The 13936-nt window shown below is 62.3% G+C and carries 16 protein-coding genes, 1 pseudogene and 2 riboswitches; of the genes and pseudogenes, 8 read left to right on the top strand and 9 right to left on the bottom strand.

The window, feature by feature from the left end; all coding sequences use genetic code 11:
- The 4 genes and pseudogenes from HJB83_RS29770 to sugE form a co-directional block, all read left to right on the top strand.
- Positions 1 to 206: pseudogene (locus HJB83_RS29770) on the top strand (S-(hydroxymethyl)glutathione dehydrogenase); the annotation flags it as partial.
- On the top strand, positions 206 to 691 hold the full coding sequence (locus HJB83_RS29765; RefSeq protein ID WP_207580577.1) for a GNAT family N-acetyltransferase: 486 nt from the start codon (positions 206 to 208) through the stop codon (positions 689 to 691). The pseudogene HJB83_RS29770 and the gene HJB83_RS29765, both read left to right, overlap by 1 nt.
- Complete coding sequence (locus HJB83_RS29760) at positions 688 to 1155, top strand: YaiI/YqxD family protein (RefSeq protein WP_207580578.1); 468 nt, start codon at positions 688 to 690, stop codon at positions 1153 to 1155. The genes HJB83_RS29765 and HJB83_RS29760 overlap by 4 nt, the downstream gene beginning before the upstream one ends.
- A gap of 158 nt (positions 1156 to 1313) precedes the next feature.
- Positions 1314 to 1628, top strand: a complete 315-nt coding sequence (sugE, locus tag HJB83_RS29755; RefSeq protein ID WP_007629198.1) for a quaternary ammonium compound efflux SMR transporter SugE — start codon at positions 1314 to 1316, stop codon at positions 1626 to 1628.
- 48 nt (positions 1629 to 1676) lie between these two features.
- Here the strand turns inward: sugE and HJB83_RS29750 are convergent, their stop codons facing one another.
- From HJB83_RS29750 to crcB, 7 genes are all read right to left on the bottom strand, one after another.
- Entirely contained in the window at positions 1677 to 2069 is a 393-nt protein-coding gene (locus tag HJB83_RS29750) for a DoxX family protein (RefSeq protein ID WP_207580579.1), read from the bottom strand.
- A 139-nt stretch (positions 2070 to 2208) separates the two neighbouring features.
- A complete protein-coding gene (locus tag HJB83_RS29745) occupies positions 2209 to 3741 on the bottom strand; it encodes an acyl-CoA carboxylase subunit beta (RefSeq protein WP_207580580.1) in 1533 nt (510 codons plus the stop codon).
- A 22-nt stretch (positions 3742 to 3763) separates the two neighbouring features.
- A complete protein-coding gene (locus HJB83_RS29740; protein WP_207580581.1) occupies positions 3764 to 4222 on the bottom strand; it encodes a hypothetical protein in 459 nt (152 codons plus the stop codon).
- A gap of 67 nt (positions 4223 to 4289) precedes the next feature.
- Positions 4290 to 5075, bottom strand: a complete 786-nt coding sequence (locus HJB83_RS29735) for an ATP12 family chaperone protein (RefSeq protein ID WP_207580582.1) — start codon at positions 5073 to 5075, stop codon at positions 4290 to 4292.
- Between the two features lie 9 nt (positions 5076 to 5084).
- Positions 5085 to 5738, bottom strand: coding sequence for an HAD-IA family hydrolase (locus HJB83_RS29730; protein WP_207580583.1), 654 nt, complete (start codon positions 5736 to 5738; stop codon positions 5085 to 5087).
- A complete protein-coding gene (locus HJB83_RS29725; RefSeq protein WP_207580584.1) occupies positions 5735 to 6724 on the bottom strand; it encodes an RluA family pseudouridine synthase in 990 nt (329 codons plus the stop codon). Before HJB83_RS29725 ends, HJB83_RS29730 begins: the two co-directional genes overlap by 4 nt.
- Positions 6725 to 6818: 94 nt before the next feature.
- A complete protein-coding gene (crcB, locus tag HJB83_RS29720; RefSeq protein WP_221117111.1) occupies positions 6819 to 7196 on the bottom strand; it encodes a fluoride efflux transporter CrcB in 378 nt (125 codons plus the stop codon).
- Positions 7197 to 7317: 121 nt separating this feature from the next.
- Between crcB and HJB83_RS29715 the strand changes: the two genes are divergently transcribed.
- Entirely contained in the window at positions 7318 to 7584 is a 267-nt protein-coding gene (locus HJB83_RS29715) for a hypothetical protein (protein WP_207580586.1), read from the top strand.
- A gap of 73 nt (positions 7585 to 7657) precedes the next feature.
- Here the strand turns inward: HJB83_RS29715 and HJB83_RS29710 are convergent, their stop codons facing one another.
- Positions 7658 to 8659 carry a copper chaperone PCu(A)C gene (locus HJB83_RS29710; protein ID WP_221133129.1) on the bottom strand — a complete coding sequence of 334 codons (1002 nt, stop codon included), beginning with the start codon at positions 8657 to 8659 and terminating at the stop codon, positions 7658 to 7660.
- A 73-nt stretch (positions 8660 to 8732) separates the two neighbouring features.
- Positions 8733 to 9113 (bottom strand): hypothetical protein, encoded by a 381-nt coding sequence (locus tag HJB83_RS29705; RefSeq protein WP_207580588.1) that lies wholly within the window; start codon positions 9111 to 9113, stop codon positions 8733 to 8735.
- 158 nt (positions 9114 to 9271) lie between these two features.
- A riboswitch (glycine riboswitch) is annotated at positions 9272 to 9360 on the top strand.
- Between the two features lie 3 nt (positions 9361 to 9363).
- Positions 9364 to 9444, top strand: a riboswitch (glycine riboswitch).
- Positions 9445 to 9520: 76 nt separating this feature from the next.
- Between HJB83_RS29705 and gcvT the strand changes: the two genes are divergently transcribed.
- From gcvT to gcvP, 3 genes are read left to right on the top strand one after another with little or no spacing between them, the layout of a single operon-like run.
- Complete coding sequence (gcvT, locus tag HJB83_RS29700; protein WP_207580589.1) at positions 9521 to 10657, top strand: glycine cleavage system aminomethyltransferase GcvT; 1137 nt, start codon at positions 9521 to 9523, stop codon at positions 10655 to 10657.
- 23 nt (positions 10658 to 10680) lie between these two features.
- Complete coding sequence (gcvH, locus tag HJB83_RS29695) at positions 10681 to 11043, top strand: glycine cleavage system protein GcvH (protein WP_207580590.1); 363 nt, start codon at positions 10681 to 10683, stop codon at positions 11041 to 11043.
- Positions 11043 to 13907, top strand: a complete 2865-nt coding sequence (gcvP, locus tag HJB83_RS29690) for an aminomethyl-transferring glycine dehydrogenase (protein ID WP_221133128.1) — start codon at positions 11043 to 11045, stop codon at positions 13905 to 13907. Before gcvH ends, gcvP begins: the two co-directional genes overlap by 1 nt.
- The last annotated feature ends 29 nt before the right edge of the window (positions 13908 to 13936 follow it).

Raw genomic sequence — 13936 nt, 5'->3', positions numbered from 1 at the left:
AGCTGGTCACCGGCCGCAACTGGATGGGCACCGCCTTCGGCGGCGCGCGCGGGCGCACCGACGTGCCGAAGATCGTCGACTGGTACATGCAGGGCAAGATCCAGATCGACCCGATGATCACCCACACGATGCCGCTCGACGACATCAACAAAGGCTTCGAACTGATGCATTCCGGCAAGAGCATCCGCGGCGTGGTGGTTTACTGATGGCTTCGACGACCTGCATGGCCGACATCAAGACCTTCGATGAGCTCCTCGCGCGGGAGCTCTACGACCTCTTGAAAATGCGCGTCGATGTCTTCGTCGTCGAGCAGAACTGTGCCTATCCGGAACTCGACGGCAAGGATATCGATGCCTTGCATCTAAGGCTGATGGAGAGCGGCGAACTCCTGGCTTCGGCGCGGATTCTGACACCGCACGAGCCGCATGATCCGTCAAAAATCGGCCGCGTCGTCGTCTCGCCCACCCATCGCGGCAAGCGCCTCGGCGATGCATTGATGCGCGAAGCGATCTCCGCTTGCGAGCGGCTTTATCCGGCACACCACATTGCCTTGTCGGCGCAGGCCCATTTGCGCCGCTTCTACGAATCCTTCGGCTTCATCGTGGCATCGGAGGAATATCTGGAAGACGGCATTCCCCATATCGATATGGTCCGCCAGCTGGCCATCCAGCCGGCAAGGATATTGTCATGATTTATGTCGATGCCGATGCCTGCCCGGTGAAGCCGGAAGTGCTGAAGGTCGCCGAACGCCACGGCCTCGAAGTCACCTTCGTCGCCAATTCCGGCCTACGCCCATCGCGCGATCCGATGATCCACAACGTCATCGTCTCCAACGCCTTCGACGCTGCCGACAACTGGATTGCCGAGCGCGCCGGCCCCGGTGATGTCGTCGTCACCGCCGATGTACCGCTCGCCGTGCGCTGTGTCGCCACCGGCGCCTTCGTCAGCGGCCCGACCGGGCGCGTCTTCGACGAGACCAATATCGGCATGGCGAGCGCCATGCGCGATCTCGGCGCGCATCTGCGTGAAACCGGTGAAAGCAAGGGCTACAACGCCGCCTTCAGCCCGAAGGACCGCTCGCGCTTCCTCGAAACCTTCGACCGCCTCTGCCGCCGCGCCAAGAGTTTTTCCGCGGAGGCTGGTGGGCAGCCCTGATCCCGACCGGCATGAAACGGGTGGCATAGCGGCCATGCGGATTCCTACCTTGAACGGAGCCGTTCCCTTACGCATATAGGGGTTATCGCAGACGACTGCGGCATCCTGAGGATGCAACCGTCGCGGGGACGGCCTCGCTCTTGAACAAGGAGAGTCGTATGGCCTGGTTTCTGCTTTTTCTCGCCGGTCTTTTCGAATGTGGCTGGGCGATCGGCCTTAAATATACCGATGGTTTCACACGGCCGCTGCCGACGGCGCTGACCGTCATATCCATGGTGGTCAGCATCGTGCTGCTCGGCCTGGCGGTGAAGCACCTGCCGATCGGCACCGCTTATGCGGTCTGGACCGGCATCGGCACGGTCGGCACCGTGCTCCTCGGCATCTGGCTGCTTGGCGATGAGGCAAGTGTCTCCCGTCTTGCCTGCATCGTGCTGATCGTCGGCGGCATCGCCGGTCTCAAGCTCACCGCTTGATCACCAAAACGCTGCGGGGCATCGTAACGCCCCGCAATCTATGTCGGCTCAGGCTGCCTTGCGGTTATCGACGGAAAATGCGCCGGGACCGGAGAAGAACATGTAGAGGAAGACGAAGCAGAACAGGATCGCGGCGTCGCCCTGATTGACGGCTGGGAAGAAGCTGTTCGGAGCATGCGCCATGAAATAGGCGACCGCCATTTCGCCGGCGAGCAGTAAGGCGACGGGACGCGTCAGCAGGCCGACGAGAATGAGGATGCCGCCGACAAGCTCAAGAAAGGCGGCGAAAAGCATCAGCGGCGGCAGCGAGCCCGACATCTGCGAGGCCGGGAAGCCGAAAAGCTTCATCGTGCCATGTTCGATGAACAGCAGTGCGGTGATGATCCTGAGAGCGGCCAGCCCATAGGGGCGGTAGGCAGAAAGACGCTCGAAAGTTGACATAAAATCTCTCCATTAAAAGAATACCGCCGAGCGTTAGCCTGTCGTCGGCAAGGATTGAACACACGGATCGCTGACAACCGTTCACATTTTCGACAGCAGCTAAACACCTGACCGGACGAATATATTCATCGGCCAAATCTCAAAGCGGGATGTTGTCGTGTTTCTTCCAGGGATTGGTGAGATCCTTGTTGCGCAGCATCTTCAGGCCGCGCGCCAGCCGCCGCCGGGTCGAATGCGGCATGATTACCTCGTCGACATAGCCGCGCTCGGCGGCGACGAAGGGTGAAAGGAACCGGTCCTCGTACATTTTCGTGTGGGCGGCGATCTTCTCGGGATCGGCGATATCCTTCCGGAAGATGATCTCGACCGCGCCCTTGGCACCCATCACCGCGATCTGCGCTGTTGGCCAGGCGTAGTTGAGATCTCCGCGCAGATGCTTCGACGCCATCACGTCATAGGCGCCGCCGAAGGCTTTGCGGGTGATGACCGTCAGCTTCGGCACCGTCGCCTCCGCATAGGCGAATAGCAGCTTGGCGCCGTGCTTGATGAGGCCGCCATACTCCTGCGCCGTCCCCGGCAGGAAACCCGGCACGTCGACGAAGGTGACGATCGGAATGTTGAAGCAGTCGCAGAAGCGAACGAAGCGCGCCGCCTTGCGCGACGCGTCGCTGTCGAGCACGCCGGCCAGCACCATCGGCTGGTTGGCGACAAAACCGACGGTGGAGCCTTCGACGCGGCCGAAGCCACAGACGATATTCCCGGCGAATTTCGCCTGGATCTCGAAGAAATCCCCCTCGTCCGCCACCTTCCGGATCAGTTCCTTGATGTCATAGGGCTTGTTGGCGCTGGCCGGCACCAGCGTATCGAGCGACATATCGACCTCTGTCACCGACTGGTAACATTCGATTTCAGGCAGTGGCGCGGTGTTCGAAAGCGGCAGGAAATCGATCAGCCGGCGCACCTGCAGCAGCGTTTCGACATCATTCTCATAGGCGCCATCGGCAATCGAAGAGCGCACAGTGTGGACCACGGCGCCGCCGAGTTGTTCCGCCGTCACCGTCTCGTTGGTGACGGTTTTCACCACATCGGGGCCGGTGACGAACATGTAGGAGGTATCACGCACCATGAAGATGAAATCGGTCATCGCCGGCGAATAGACGTCGCCACCGGCACAGGGACCCATGATGACGGAGATCTGCGGGATGACGCCGGAAGCGAGCACATTGCGCTGGAACACTTCGGCGTAACCGCCAAGTGCGGCCACGCCCTCCTGGATGCGGGCGCCGCCGGCATCATAGATGCCGACGATCGGCGCGCGGTTCTTCAGCGCCATGTCCTGCACCTTCATGATCTTCTCGGCATGCGCTTCCGAAAGCGAGCCGCCGAAGACGGTGAAGTCCTTGGCGAAGACGAACACCGTGCGGCCATTGACCGTGCCCCAGCCGGTGACGACCCCGTCGCCGGCAACACGGCTCTTGTCCATGCCGAAATCGGTGGAGCGATGTTCGACGAACATGTCGAATTCCTCGAAGGAGCCTTCATCGAGGAAGAGGTCGATACGCTCGCGCGCCGTCAACTTGCCACGCTTGTGCTGGGCGAGGATGCGCGTCTCACCGCCGCCGAGGCGGGCGACGCCGCGGCGCCGTTCCAGTTCTTCGAGAATTTCCTTCATGCGATCTCCCTCGCCGCTTGTGCTAGTGGCTTCGCCCGCTGAGTGAGAAAACCGAGCGTATCCTGGCTGCGACGTCCTCGGCCAAGATCTCGTCGGCAAGCTTGGGGTCGGCGGCGATGCTGGTCACGTCGAAGGCGCTGACCGCGATGACCGAGCCGTCCTCGACGGAAGCTGCGTCGATGCTGATCTTGGCGACGTTGCGGTCCTTCTGGAAGCCGAGGCCCTTCTCGATCGACACGACGCGGATCGTCAGCACCACCCGCGGCAGCACGGTGTCACGCACCGTGGCGTTGATCGCGGCATTGACGCGGTCGTTGATGCCGCCAAGCAGCTCGGCCGGCATGTTCGGCCCGGAGACAACGACGGCGCTGCGCACATCATAGACCGGTGCCTCCGGCTTTTTCGCCGAGAGGCTGCCGCAGGCTGCAAGCGCGACACAGACGAGTGCGGCCCGGCAAAAACACGACCTCAGCCAATTCATCGCAAAATCCCGCACGACCCCGTTGGAGTCGCAGATTTCGTCATAATGGCGGGGAAGGCAATATGTTTCAGGCGCTTAGGGCGAAAAAAACATCCGTCGCCGCCTTGAAGTCGGCAAAGCGCTTGGCCCGCCGCTCCTCGGCTTCTTCGTCGCTGCCCCAATGCTCGATCGTCCAGTCCTCGTCGAGATGGGCAAGCGACCAGGCTTCCTCCATCGTCACCCGGCCACAGGCGAAGGCGAGAGCCAGGATCGCCGAACCGGTGAGCGTGGTGACTGTGTGCAGTGCTGCGAGCGCGATCGGGTTGTCATATCTGGCGAGCGTGACGGCGAAGGCGGCGGTCGCCTCGCGCGGCTGCTCACGCGGCATCACGCCTTCGACGAGGATGAAACGGGCGCCGAGATCGTTTGCCGCCCAGTCGACCATCGGGTCCCAGCGCTCGGCCTGGCGTTCGACCAGCAGTTCCGGCCCATCGGCGCGATAGCAGATAAGGTCGCTCGAGGAAAAGCGCAGGATATCTTCAAGGATCGCCTGCGTGTTGCCGGTAATGCCGTCGAGCGCGGTGTTGACGAGCCGCGTCATGGGCATCGTCATGGGATCGATCTCTTCGCCCTGCGCCTGCCATTCGGCGGCGACAAGCTGCGCCAGCGCCTCGGTCGGAACCGCAAGAACCAGCCGTGCCGGCGTGCGCACCATCTTGCCGTCGAGCGTGATCGCAAAACCGCCCTCGTATTCGGCAACCGAGACGTCGGTATAGAAACGCTTCGGCAGCGGCTTCTTCATCTGGATCTGCGCCCGGCGGATCGGATCGGGATGGCTCAGGCCTTCGGAAAGATCGTTCAGCAGATCGCGCATAGGCTTACCTCAGGAAAAATGGCTTAGTATCTCGTTTGGATGATAGGCGATCGCATCGGCGCCGTTGGCGATCAGCTCATCCACGCTGGCATAGCCCCAGGCAACGCCGATCGCCTTGGCGCCGGCAGCCTTTGCCATCTGCATATCGAAAATGGCATCGCCGATGACAATGGCATCAGCGGCATTCATGCCGGTTTCGTCACAGCATTCCGTCACCATGGCCGGATGCGGCTTGGAAGGGCAATCGTCGGCGGTGCGCGCAACGGTGAAATATCGGTCGAAGCCGTGCGTCTCCATCACCAGGTTCAGCCCGCGCCTGGATTTCCCTGTCACTGCGCCGATCAGCAGATCCTCGCGCCCGGTGATCGCGTCGATCATCTCGCGGATGCCGGGAAACAGCGGCTCCCTGTAGTCGAGATCCTGGCGCACCACCGAAAACAGCGATTTGTAATGCGCCGTCATCTCGATATCGTCCTGCTCGACATGCGGCCTGCCCTGCATGCGGGCAATCGCGATATCCAGCGACAGGCCGATAATCGCCTTGGTGTCCTCAAATCGCGGTTCCGGCTTGCCGAATTTCTCGAAGGTCCGACGCATGGTTTCATGGATCAGGCCGGCGCTGTCGACCAGCGTGCCGTCGCAATCGAAAAGGGCGAGTTTCATTCGCTGTCCCTTTCAGCACCGGCAAGGTCGAGACCGAGCAGGTTCCATGTCTGCACCATATGCGACGGCAGTGGCGCGCTGACGCGCAGGCGGCCGCCGGAGGGGTGCGGGATGTCGATGCGGCGCGCATGCAGATGCAGCTTCTTCTGCACGCCGCCCGGAAAATCCCAATTCGGATCATCGTCGAAATATTTCGGATCGCCGATGATCGGATGGCCGATATGCAGGGCATGAACGCGCAATTGGTGGGTTCGGCCGGTATAGGGCTCCATCTCCAGCCATGCGAGGTTCTGCGCCGCCGTCTCCAGCACGCGGTAGAAGGAAATCGCATGGTCGGCACCGTCCTCGCCGTGTCTGGCGATGCGCATCCGGTCGCCATCGGCGGTCGGCTCCTTGACGAGCCAGGTCGAGATCTTGTCTTCGTGCTTGCGCGGAACGCCCTTGACCAGCGCCCAATAGGTCTTCTTGGTATCACGCTCGCGGAAGGCGGCCGTCAGCTTCTGTGCGGCGCCGCGGGTGCGGGCGATGACGAGAACCCCTGACGTATCGCGGTCGAGGCGGTGGACGAGCCGCGGCTTCTCGCCCTTCGGGCTGGTCCAGGCTTCGAGCATCTGGTCGATATGCCGGGCTACACCGGAGCCGCCCTGCACCGCAATACCGGGCGGCTTGTTGAGCACGATCACCTTATCGTCCTCATGCAGCACCATGCGCGACAGGAGTTCGAAATCGGACGAATGCTTGAGATCCTTGCCGGCGATCGGTCCGGACTTCTTCGCATCGACATCCAGCGGCGGCACCCGCACCGTCTGCCCTGGCTGCACGCGCGCATCCGATTTGACACGGCCGCCGTCGACACGCACCTGGCCGGAGCGCAAAAGCTTCTGCAGCGGACCGAAACCGAGCCCGGGAAAATGCACCTTGAACCAGCGATCGAGCCGCATGCCTGCTTCGTCGGGTTCAACCTTGATATGTTCTATGCCAGCCATAAAAAATCTTTCGGAAATTGCAGCGCGGGCCAAGCCGGCGTTCTTGCCGCAGCCTTTAGAGCATTTTCAAGCAAAACGGAAACCGGAAAAGAAATCAGGCCAAAGCGCGCATGACGGCAAGGCCTGCCACGACGGCGGCCATCGAAAACCCGACGCTCGCCATGATGTAGATACCGCCCGCCGCCGCCTCGCCACGCTCGAACAGCGAGATCGCATCCAGCGAAAAGGCCGAGAAGGTGGTGAAGCCGCCGAGGAAGCCGGTGATCAGCAAAAGCCGCAGTTCCACCGAGGCGTTGAACCTCCGCGCGATCAGCTCGGCGAAGACGCCGATGACGAAGCAGCCGACGACATTGACCGCAAGCGTGCCCCAGGGAAAGGCCGGGCCCATGAGCCTCAGCGTCCACTGGCCGACATAATATCTGAGGAGGGAACCGATAGCGCCGCCGACGGCGACGAGAAGAGCCTGGATCATCCGCCGGATTTATCGCAACTCCGCAAAGATTCCAATCGTGACGGAATGAATTCTTACCATCCGGTCAAATGCCGATGATTTTGTTATGATGGCGCCAATATCATGCCGATACCGTGACGGCATGACCCAGCTCCTGTCCGTATCGGCCAACACCGCTGCCATTGCCTTCGAATCGCTGAGGATTCCCCAGCGTGTCGCGACCAGCACCGCCGCGCGCGATGCACGCCGCATCGCCGACCGGCAATTGAAGGCCGACAGCCCCGATCAGGCCGAGGAGCCCTCCAGCATCATCCAGTCGACGGAAGTGGCGCTCGACCTGATGGCCAAGGGCAACCGCCAGCCGCAGGCCGGCCTCAAGCAGGCTCTGCAATCCTACGAAGAGGTCTGAGGCAACCGCCTTTTGAAGGAAAGCCTGCGACTGCGATCACAGTCGCAGGCTTTACTGTTTCATCTGATCGCGCTTACTTGCCCTGCACCGACAGCACCTGCAGCACCAGGTCGATCTTTCCGGCCTTTTCGAAGGTCAGCGTCACCGGCACGCTATCGCCCTGCTTGAACGGCGTCTTCACCTTCTGGAACATCAGATGCAGGTTGCCGGGCTCGAGCTTGACCGTCTGGCCAGCGGCGATGGAGATGCCGTCCTTCAGCTGGCGCATCCGCATGACGTTGTCCTTGGTCACCATCTCGTGGATCTGAACCTCGCCTGCTGCAGGCGATGTCACGGATAGCAGCCGGTCGTCCGTCTGGCCGTTGTTCTTCACGGTGAAAAAGCCGCCGCCGACCGGCTGGCCGGGCAGCATCGCCTTGGCGAACCCGCCGGAGACTTCGAGATCGCCGGCCTTGACCGTTTCTCCAGCCGGTGCCGCAGCACCCATACCGGTCATACCGGACATGTCCATGCCGGCCATGTCGTCATGGTCATGGCCATGGTCTTCGCCGGCGACGACCTTCAGAAGCGGTGCCGGGCTTTTCATCCCATGCGCGTCGCCGCCATCCTTTGCCACCTGATCCCAGGCCTCGACCGTGTCACCGCACATCTGCGTCACCGGAAAGGCGAGCGAGGTGCCGGCATCGACGCCCGAAACCTTACCCTGGATGACGAAGGTGTCGTAGAAATCGTCGGAGAGATTGCCGTTCTTCCAGCGGATCTCGACCGCGCCTGTCTTCACCTTGTCGCCGTGATTGTCGTAGATCTTCTGGTAGTCGCCCTTGATCACCTCGAGCTCCCAGCCGGCCTTCGGCTGCGGCTTGGCGAAGACGAAGCCTTCCGGCAGCTTGACCCGCACTTCCGTGGTGGCCTTGCCGTCGCAGCCGTGCGGCAGCTGCAGCGTCGCGAGAATGGTGGTCTCCTCAGTCGCTTCCCTGTCGAGGAAGGTCACATGCGCTTCTGCGCCGGCGATGGCGGTCGCGGAAAGAAGGGCGGCAAGCGCGAATGTCTTGCCAAATGTCTTGCTAATCTTCATCGGATATCTCCTCGCCGGCCGCGAATTTCTCTCAGGCGGACCGGCATGCTGCATCATTAAGTGCGAAGGCAGATCAGCCGAGGATGGGAGGCGCGCGGGAATTTGCCCGGCTGACGGCGCGTGCACCGGTAACGGCGGCGGTTTCGATCGGCGAATTGACGAGCGAGGCGAGCTTGCGTTCGAGCCAGGAGCCGGCATCCGGTGCCGGTAGGATCACGGTGGCCGACAGCCGGCAGGCTTCGCAATTCGGCTTGAAGGAGGCGGTCTTGCCGTCTGCGTCCTTCACCGTGACGCAGAGCGAAGCGAAGCTGCCGTCGGGCAGCATATAGGCCGCCGCATGATAGCCTTCGGAGGCGACAGCCTGCGGCGGCTGATGGGCAAGACCGAGCAACGCGAAGCTCAATGCGCAAAGCATGCGCAAAAACAGCGTCGCTTTCAGTCCGGTCGGCCGCATGAGATCCCCTTCAACAGCAAGTCGCGATAGCCGGTTTACAGCCGAAATGCAAAAGCAGATTTGCTGCAGTTTAAGGCCGGATCGGTATAAGACGACAAAAATTTGCTCGGTGACGACATTTGCCGCTTGCCAAGAGCCACAACCGCCGGATAATTGCGCCAACCTTGTTGGGAGAATCCGGTGCTTTCGCCACCGGTGCCGAAGGAGCAACCGCCCCGGAAACTCTCAGGCAAAAGGACCAGCAAGGGGCAGACGGAACTCTGGAGAGAAGCGTTCTCGAAACGCTCGCCGAAGGGATAACAATCTCAGGCAAAGGGACAGAGGGGGCTCAGGAGAGAAGTGCGCAGCCGCGCCTTCAGATTTGAGCCCGTGCCTTCGCGAGAAGGCGCAAACCCCGGAGGCGTCTTTTGGACGATACTGCTGCCCTGAAGAAAACCCCGCTGCATGCCCTGCATCTCTCGCGCGGCGCCCGCATGGTGCCGTTCGCGGGTTACGACATGCCGGTGCAATATCCCGCCGGCGTCATGAAGGAGCACCTTCATACCCGCACCGAGGTCGGCCTCTTCGATGTCTCCCACATGGGCCAAGTCATCGTGAAGGCGAAATCCGGCAGCTACGAGGATGCCGCGCTGGCGCTCGAAAGCCTGGTTCCGGTCGATATCCTCGGTCTTGCCGAAGGCCGCCAGCGTTATGGCTTTTTCACCGACAACAGCGGCTGCATTCTCGACGACCTGATGATCGCCCATCTCGACGACCATCTTTTCGTCGTCGTCAACGCGTCCTGCAAGGAGGCCGATCTGGCCCATCTGCAGGCCCATATCGGCGACCGATGCGATATCACGCTGCTGAACCGCGCTTTGATCGCGCTGCAGGGACCGCGTGCGGTCGAGGTTCTCGCCGAACTCTGGGCCGACGTCGCAGCGATGAAATTCATGGATGTGCGCCACTGCCGCCTGCACGATGTTTCCTGTCTTGTCTCGCGCTCCGGCTATAGCGGCGAGGACGGTTTCGAAATCTCGATCCCGGCTGATAAGGCCGAGGATGTCACCATGCGGCTGCTCGAGCATCCCGATGTCCAGGCGATCGGCCTCGGCGCCCGTGACTCTCTGCGCCTTGAAGCCGGTCTCTGCCTCTATGGCAACGATATCGACACCACCACCTCGCCGGTCGAAGCAGCGCTGGAATGGGCGATGCAGAAGGCGCGGCGCACGGGCGGCGCACGCGCCGGCGGCTTCCCGGGCTCCGGCCGAATCCTTTCCGAACTCGAAAACGGCGCTGCCCGCCGCCGCGTCGGCCTGAAGCCGGAAGGCAAGGCGCCGGTGCGCGGCCATGCCAAGCTCTATGCCGATGCCGAGGGCAAGGTCGAAATCGGCGAAGTCACCTCGGGCGGCTTCGGCCCCAGCGTCGAAGGTCCCGTCGCCATGGGCTATGTTCCGGTCTCCCATGCAGCGGCCGGCACGCTCGTCTACGCCGAGGTGCGCGGCAAATATCTGCCGATCACCGTCAGCGCCCTGCCCTTCGTCACACCGACCTACAAACGCTAAAGCTTTTCCAGAGAGGACGAACAATGCTGAAATTTACCGAAGAACACGAATGGCTGCAGATCGAAGGCGGCGTTGCGACGGTTGGTATCACCAATTATGCCGTCGATCAGCTCGGCGACCTGGTTTTCGTCGAACTGCCGGAAGTCGGCGCGACCTTCTCCAAGAACGGCAATGCCGCGACAGTTGAATCCGTCAAGGCTGCCTCCGACGTCTATTGTCCGCTCGACGGCGAGATCACCGAGGTCAATCCGGCCATCGTTGCCGATCCGTCGCTGGTCAATTCCGATCCTCAGGGCGCCGGCTGGTTCTTCAAGCTGAAGCTTGCAAATGCCGCGGATGCCAACGGCTTGCTCGACGAGGCCGCCTATAAGGAGCTCACCGCGTAATGACGACGCCGACCGAATTCCAGTTCACCGACTATCAGCCCTACGATTTTGCCAATCGCCGTCACATCGGCCCCTCGCCGGCCGAGATGACCGACATGCTGAAGGTGATCGGCTATAACAGCCTCGACGGCTTGATCGACGCGACGTTGCCGCCCTCGATCCGCCAGAAGGCGCCACTCGTCTGGGGCGCGCCGATGACCGAGCGCGAGGCGCTCGACAAGCTGCGCGAGACCGCCAACAAGAACAAGGTGCTGGTGTCGCTGATCGGCCAGGGATACTACGGCACGATCACGCCGCCGGTCATCCAGCGCAACATCCTGGAAAATCCCGCCTGGTATACGGCCTATACGCCCTACCAGCCGGAGATCAGCCAGGGCCGCCTGGAAGCGCTTCTCAACTACCAGACGATGGTCTGCGACCTCACCGGCCTCGACGTCGCCAATGCCTCGCTGCTCGACGAGGCGACCGCCGCCGCCGAAGGCATGGCGATTGCCGAACGCGTAGCCAAGTCGAAGGCGAAGGCCTTCTTCGTCGATGCCGATTGCCATCCGCAAACCATCGCCCTGATCCGCACCCGCGCCGAGCCGCTCGGCTGGCAGGTGATTGTCGGCAATCCCTTCACCGATCTCGATCCGGTCGATGTCTTCGGCGCAATCTTCCAATATCCGGGCACGCATGGTCACGTCCATGATTTCACCGGCCTGATCGCCCGCCTGCACCAGGCCGGCGCCATATCGATCGTCGCCGCCGACATCCTGGCGCTGACGCTCTTGAAATCGCCCGGCGAAATGGGTGCCGATATCGCCGTCGGCTCCTCGCAGCGCTTCGGTGTCCCGGTCGGCTACGGCGGCCCGCATGCGGCCTACATGTCGGTCAAGGATGCCATCAAGCGCTCCATGCCCGGCCGTCTCGTCGGCGTTTCCGTCGATGCCCGCGGCAACCGCGCCTATCGCCTGTCGCTGCAGACCCGCGAGCAGCATATCCGCCGCGAGAAGGCGACGTCGAACATCTGCACCGCCCAGGTGCTGCTCGCCGTCATGGCCTCGATGTATGCGGTCTTCCATGGTCCCGAGGGTATCAAGGCGATCGCCCAGCAGGTTCACCAGAAGGCCGTGCTGATGGCCAAGGGTCTGGAAAAGCTCGGCTATAAGGTCGAGCCGGAGACCTTCTTCGACACCATCACCGTCGATGTCGGCCACATGCAGGGGCTCATCCTGCGCGCCGCCGTTGCCGAAGGCGTCAATCTGCGCAAGGTCGGCGAAACCGGGATCGGCATGAGCGTCGACGAGCGCACGCGGCCGGCAACGCTCGAAGCCGTCTGGCGCGCCTTCGGTGGCAATTTCACCATCGCCGATTTCGAGCCTTCCTACCGGCTGCCGAGAGGCCTGCTCAGAACCAGCAATTACCTCACCCATCCGATCTTCCACATGAACCGCGCCGAAAGCGAGATGACGCGTTACATCCGCCGGCTCTCCGACCGGGATCTGGCCCTCGACCGCTCGATGATCCCGCTTGGTTCGTGCACGATGAAGCTCAATGCGACGGCGGAAATGCTGCCGATCACCTGGCCGGAATTTTCCGACATCCATCCCTTCGTGCCGACCGATCAGGCGCTCGGCTACCGCGAGATGATCGACGACCTGATCGAAAAGCTCTGCGCCATCACCGGCTACGACGCCTTCTCCATGCAGCCGAATTCCGGCGCGCAAGGTGAATATGCCGGTCTGCTGACGATCCGCAACTTTCATATCGCCAACGGCGAGGGCCATCGCGACGTCTGCCTGATCCCGACCTCGGCGCACGGCACCAACCCGGCCTCGGCCCAGATGGTCGGTATGAAGGTGGTGGTCATCAAAGTGCGCGAGAATGGCGACATCGATCTCGACGACTTCCGCGCCAAGGCTGAGGAGCATGCGGCAAACCTCTCCTGCTGCATGATCACCTACCCTTCGACGCACGGCGTCTTCGAAGAGACCGTCAAGGAAATCTGCGATCTCGTGCATACCAATGGCGGCCAGGTCTATCTCGACGGCGCCAACATGAACGCCATGGTCGGCCTGTCCCGTCCCGGCGACATCGGCTCGGACGTTTCCCACCTCAACCTGCACAAGACCTTCTGCATCCCGCATGGCGGCGGCGGCCCCGGTATGGGTCCGATCGGCGTCAAAGCGCACCTGGCGCCGTACCTGCCAGGGCACCCGGAAACCGACGGCCGTTCCGGCGCGGTTTCGGCCGCCGCCTTCGGCTCGGCCTCGATCCTGCCGATCTCCTGGAGCTACTGCCTGATGATGGGCGGCGAAGGGCTGACGCAGGCGACCAAGGTGGCGATCCTCAACGCCAACTACATCGCCGCCCGCCTGAAGGGCGCCTATGACGTGCTTTACAAATCGGCCGCCGGCCGCGTCGCGCACGAATGCATCATCGACACCCGCCCTCTGGTCGACAGCGCAGGTGTCACCGTCGACGACGTCGCCAAGCGGCTGATCGACTGCGGCTTCCATGCGCCGACGATGAGCTGGCCGGTATCAGGCACGCTGATGATCGAGCCGACGGAAAGCGAGACCAAGGCCGAACTCGACCGCTTCTGCGAGGCGATGCTGGCGATCCGCGAGGAGGCTCGCGCGATTGAGGAAGGCCGCATGGACAAGGTCAACAACCCGCTGAAGAACGCTCCGCACACGGTGGAAGACCTCGTCGGCGAATGGGAGCGCCCCTATTCGCGCGAACAGGCCTGCTTCCCGCCCGGCGCCTTCCGCGTCGACAAATACTGGTCGCCGGTCAACCGCGTCGACAATGTCTATGGCGACCGCAACCTGCTCTGCACCTGCCCGCCGGTCGAAACTTATGCCGAGGCGGCGGAGTAGCAGCAATTCGGCCAGCCCCTCTCACAGGT

This window comes from Rhizobium sp. NZLR11 (assembly GCF_019685115.1).
Taxonomy (GTDB): Bacteria; Pseudomonadota; Alphaproteobacteria; order Rhizobiales; family Rhizobiaceae; genus Rhizobium.
This window is presented reverse-complemented; position numbering and strand designations above follow the sequence as displayed.

Coding starts and splice junctions, on each gene's coding strand:
- HJB83_RS29765 (WP_207580577.1), top strand. CDS start 206: ATGGCTTCGACGACCTGCATGGCCGACATCAAGACCTTCGATGAGCTC.
- HJB83_RS29760 (WP_207580578.1), top strand. CDS start 688: ATGATTTATGTCGATGCCGATGCCTGCCCGGTGAAGCCGGAAGTGCTG.
- sugE (WP_007629198.1), top strand. CDS start 1,314: ATGGCCTGGTTTCTGCTTTTTCTCGCCGGTCTTTTCGAATGTGGCTGG.
- HJB83_RS29750 (WP_207580579.1), bottom strand. CDS start 2,069: ATGTCAACTTTCGAGCGTCTTTCTGCCTACCGCCCCTATGGGCTGGCC.
- HJB83_RS29745 (WP_207580580.1), bottom strand. CDS start 3,741: ATGAAGGAAATTCTCGAAGAACTGGAACGGCGCCGCGGCGTCGCCCGC.
- HJB83_RS29740 (WP_207580581.1), bottom strand. CDS start 4,222: ATGAATTGGCTGAGGTCGTGTTTTTGCCGGGCCGCACTCGTCTGTGTC.
- HJB83_RS29735 (WP_207580582.1), bottom strand. CDS start 5,075: ATGCGCGATCTGCTGAACGATCTTTCCGAAGGCCTGAGCCATCCCGAT.
- HJB83_RS29730 (WP_207580583.1), bottom strand. CDS start 5,738: ATGAAACTCGCCCTTTTCGATTGCGACGGCACGCTGGTCGACAGCGCC.
- HJB83_RS29725 (WP_207580584.1), bottom strand. CDS start 6,724: ATGGCTGGCATAGAACATATCAAGGTTGAACCCGACGAAGCAGGCATG.
- crcB (WP_221117111.1), bottom strand. CDS start 7,196: ATGATCCAGGCTCTTCTCGTCGCCGTCGGCGGCGCTATCGGTTCCCTC.
- HJB83_RS29715 (WP_207580586.1), top strand. CDS start 7,318: ATGACCCAGCTCCTGTCCGTATCGGCCAACACCGCTGCCATTGCCTTC.
- HJB83_RS29710 (WP_221133129.1), bottom strand. CDS start 8,659: ATGAAGATTAGCAAGACATTTGGCAAGACATTCGCGCTTGCCGCCCTT.
- HJB83_RS29705 (WP_207580588.1), bottom strand. CDS start 9,113: ATGCGGCCGACCGGACTGAAAGCGACGCTGTTTTTGCGCATGCTTTGC.
- gcvH (WP_207580590.1), top strand. CDS start 10,681: ATGCTGAAATTTACCGAAGAACACGAATGGCTGCAGATCGAAGGCGGC.
- gcvP (WP_221133128.1), top strand. CDS start 11,043: ATGACGACGCCGACCGAATTCCAGTTCACCGACTATCAGCCCTACGAT.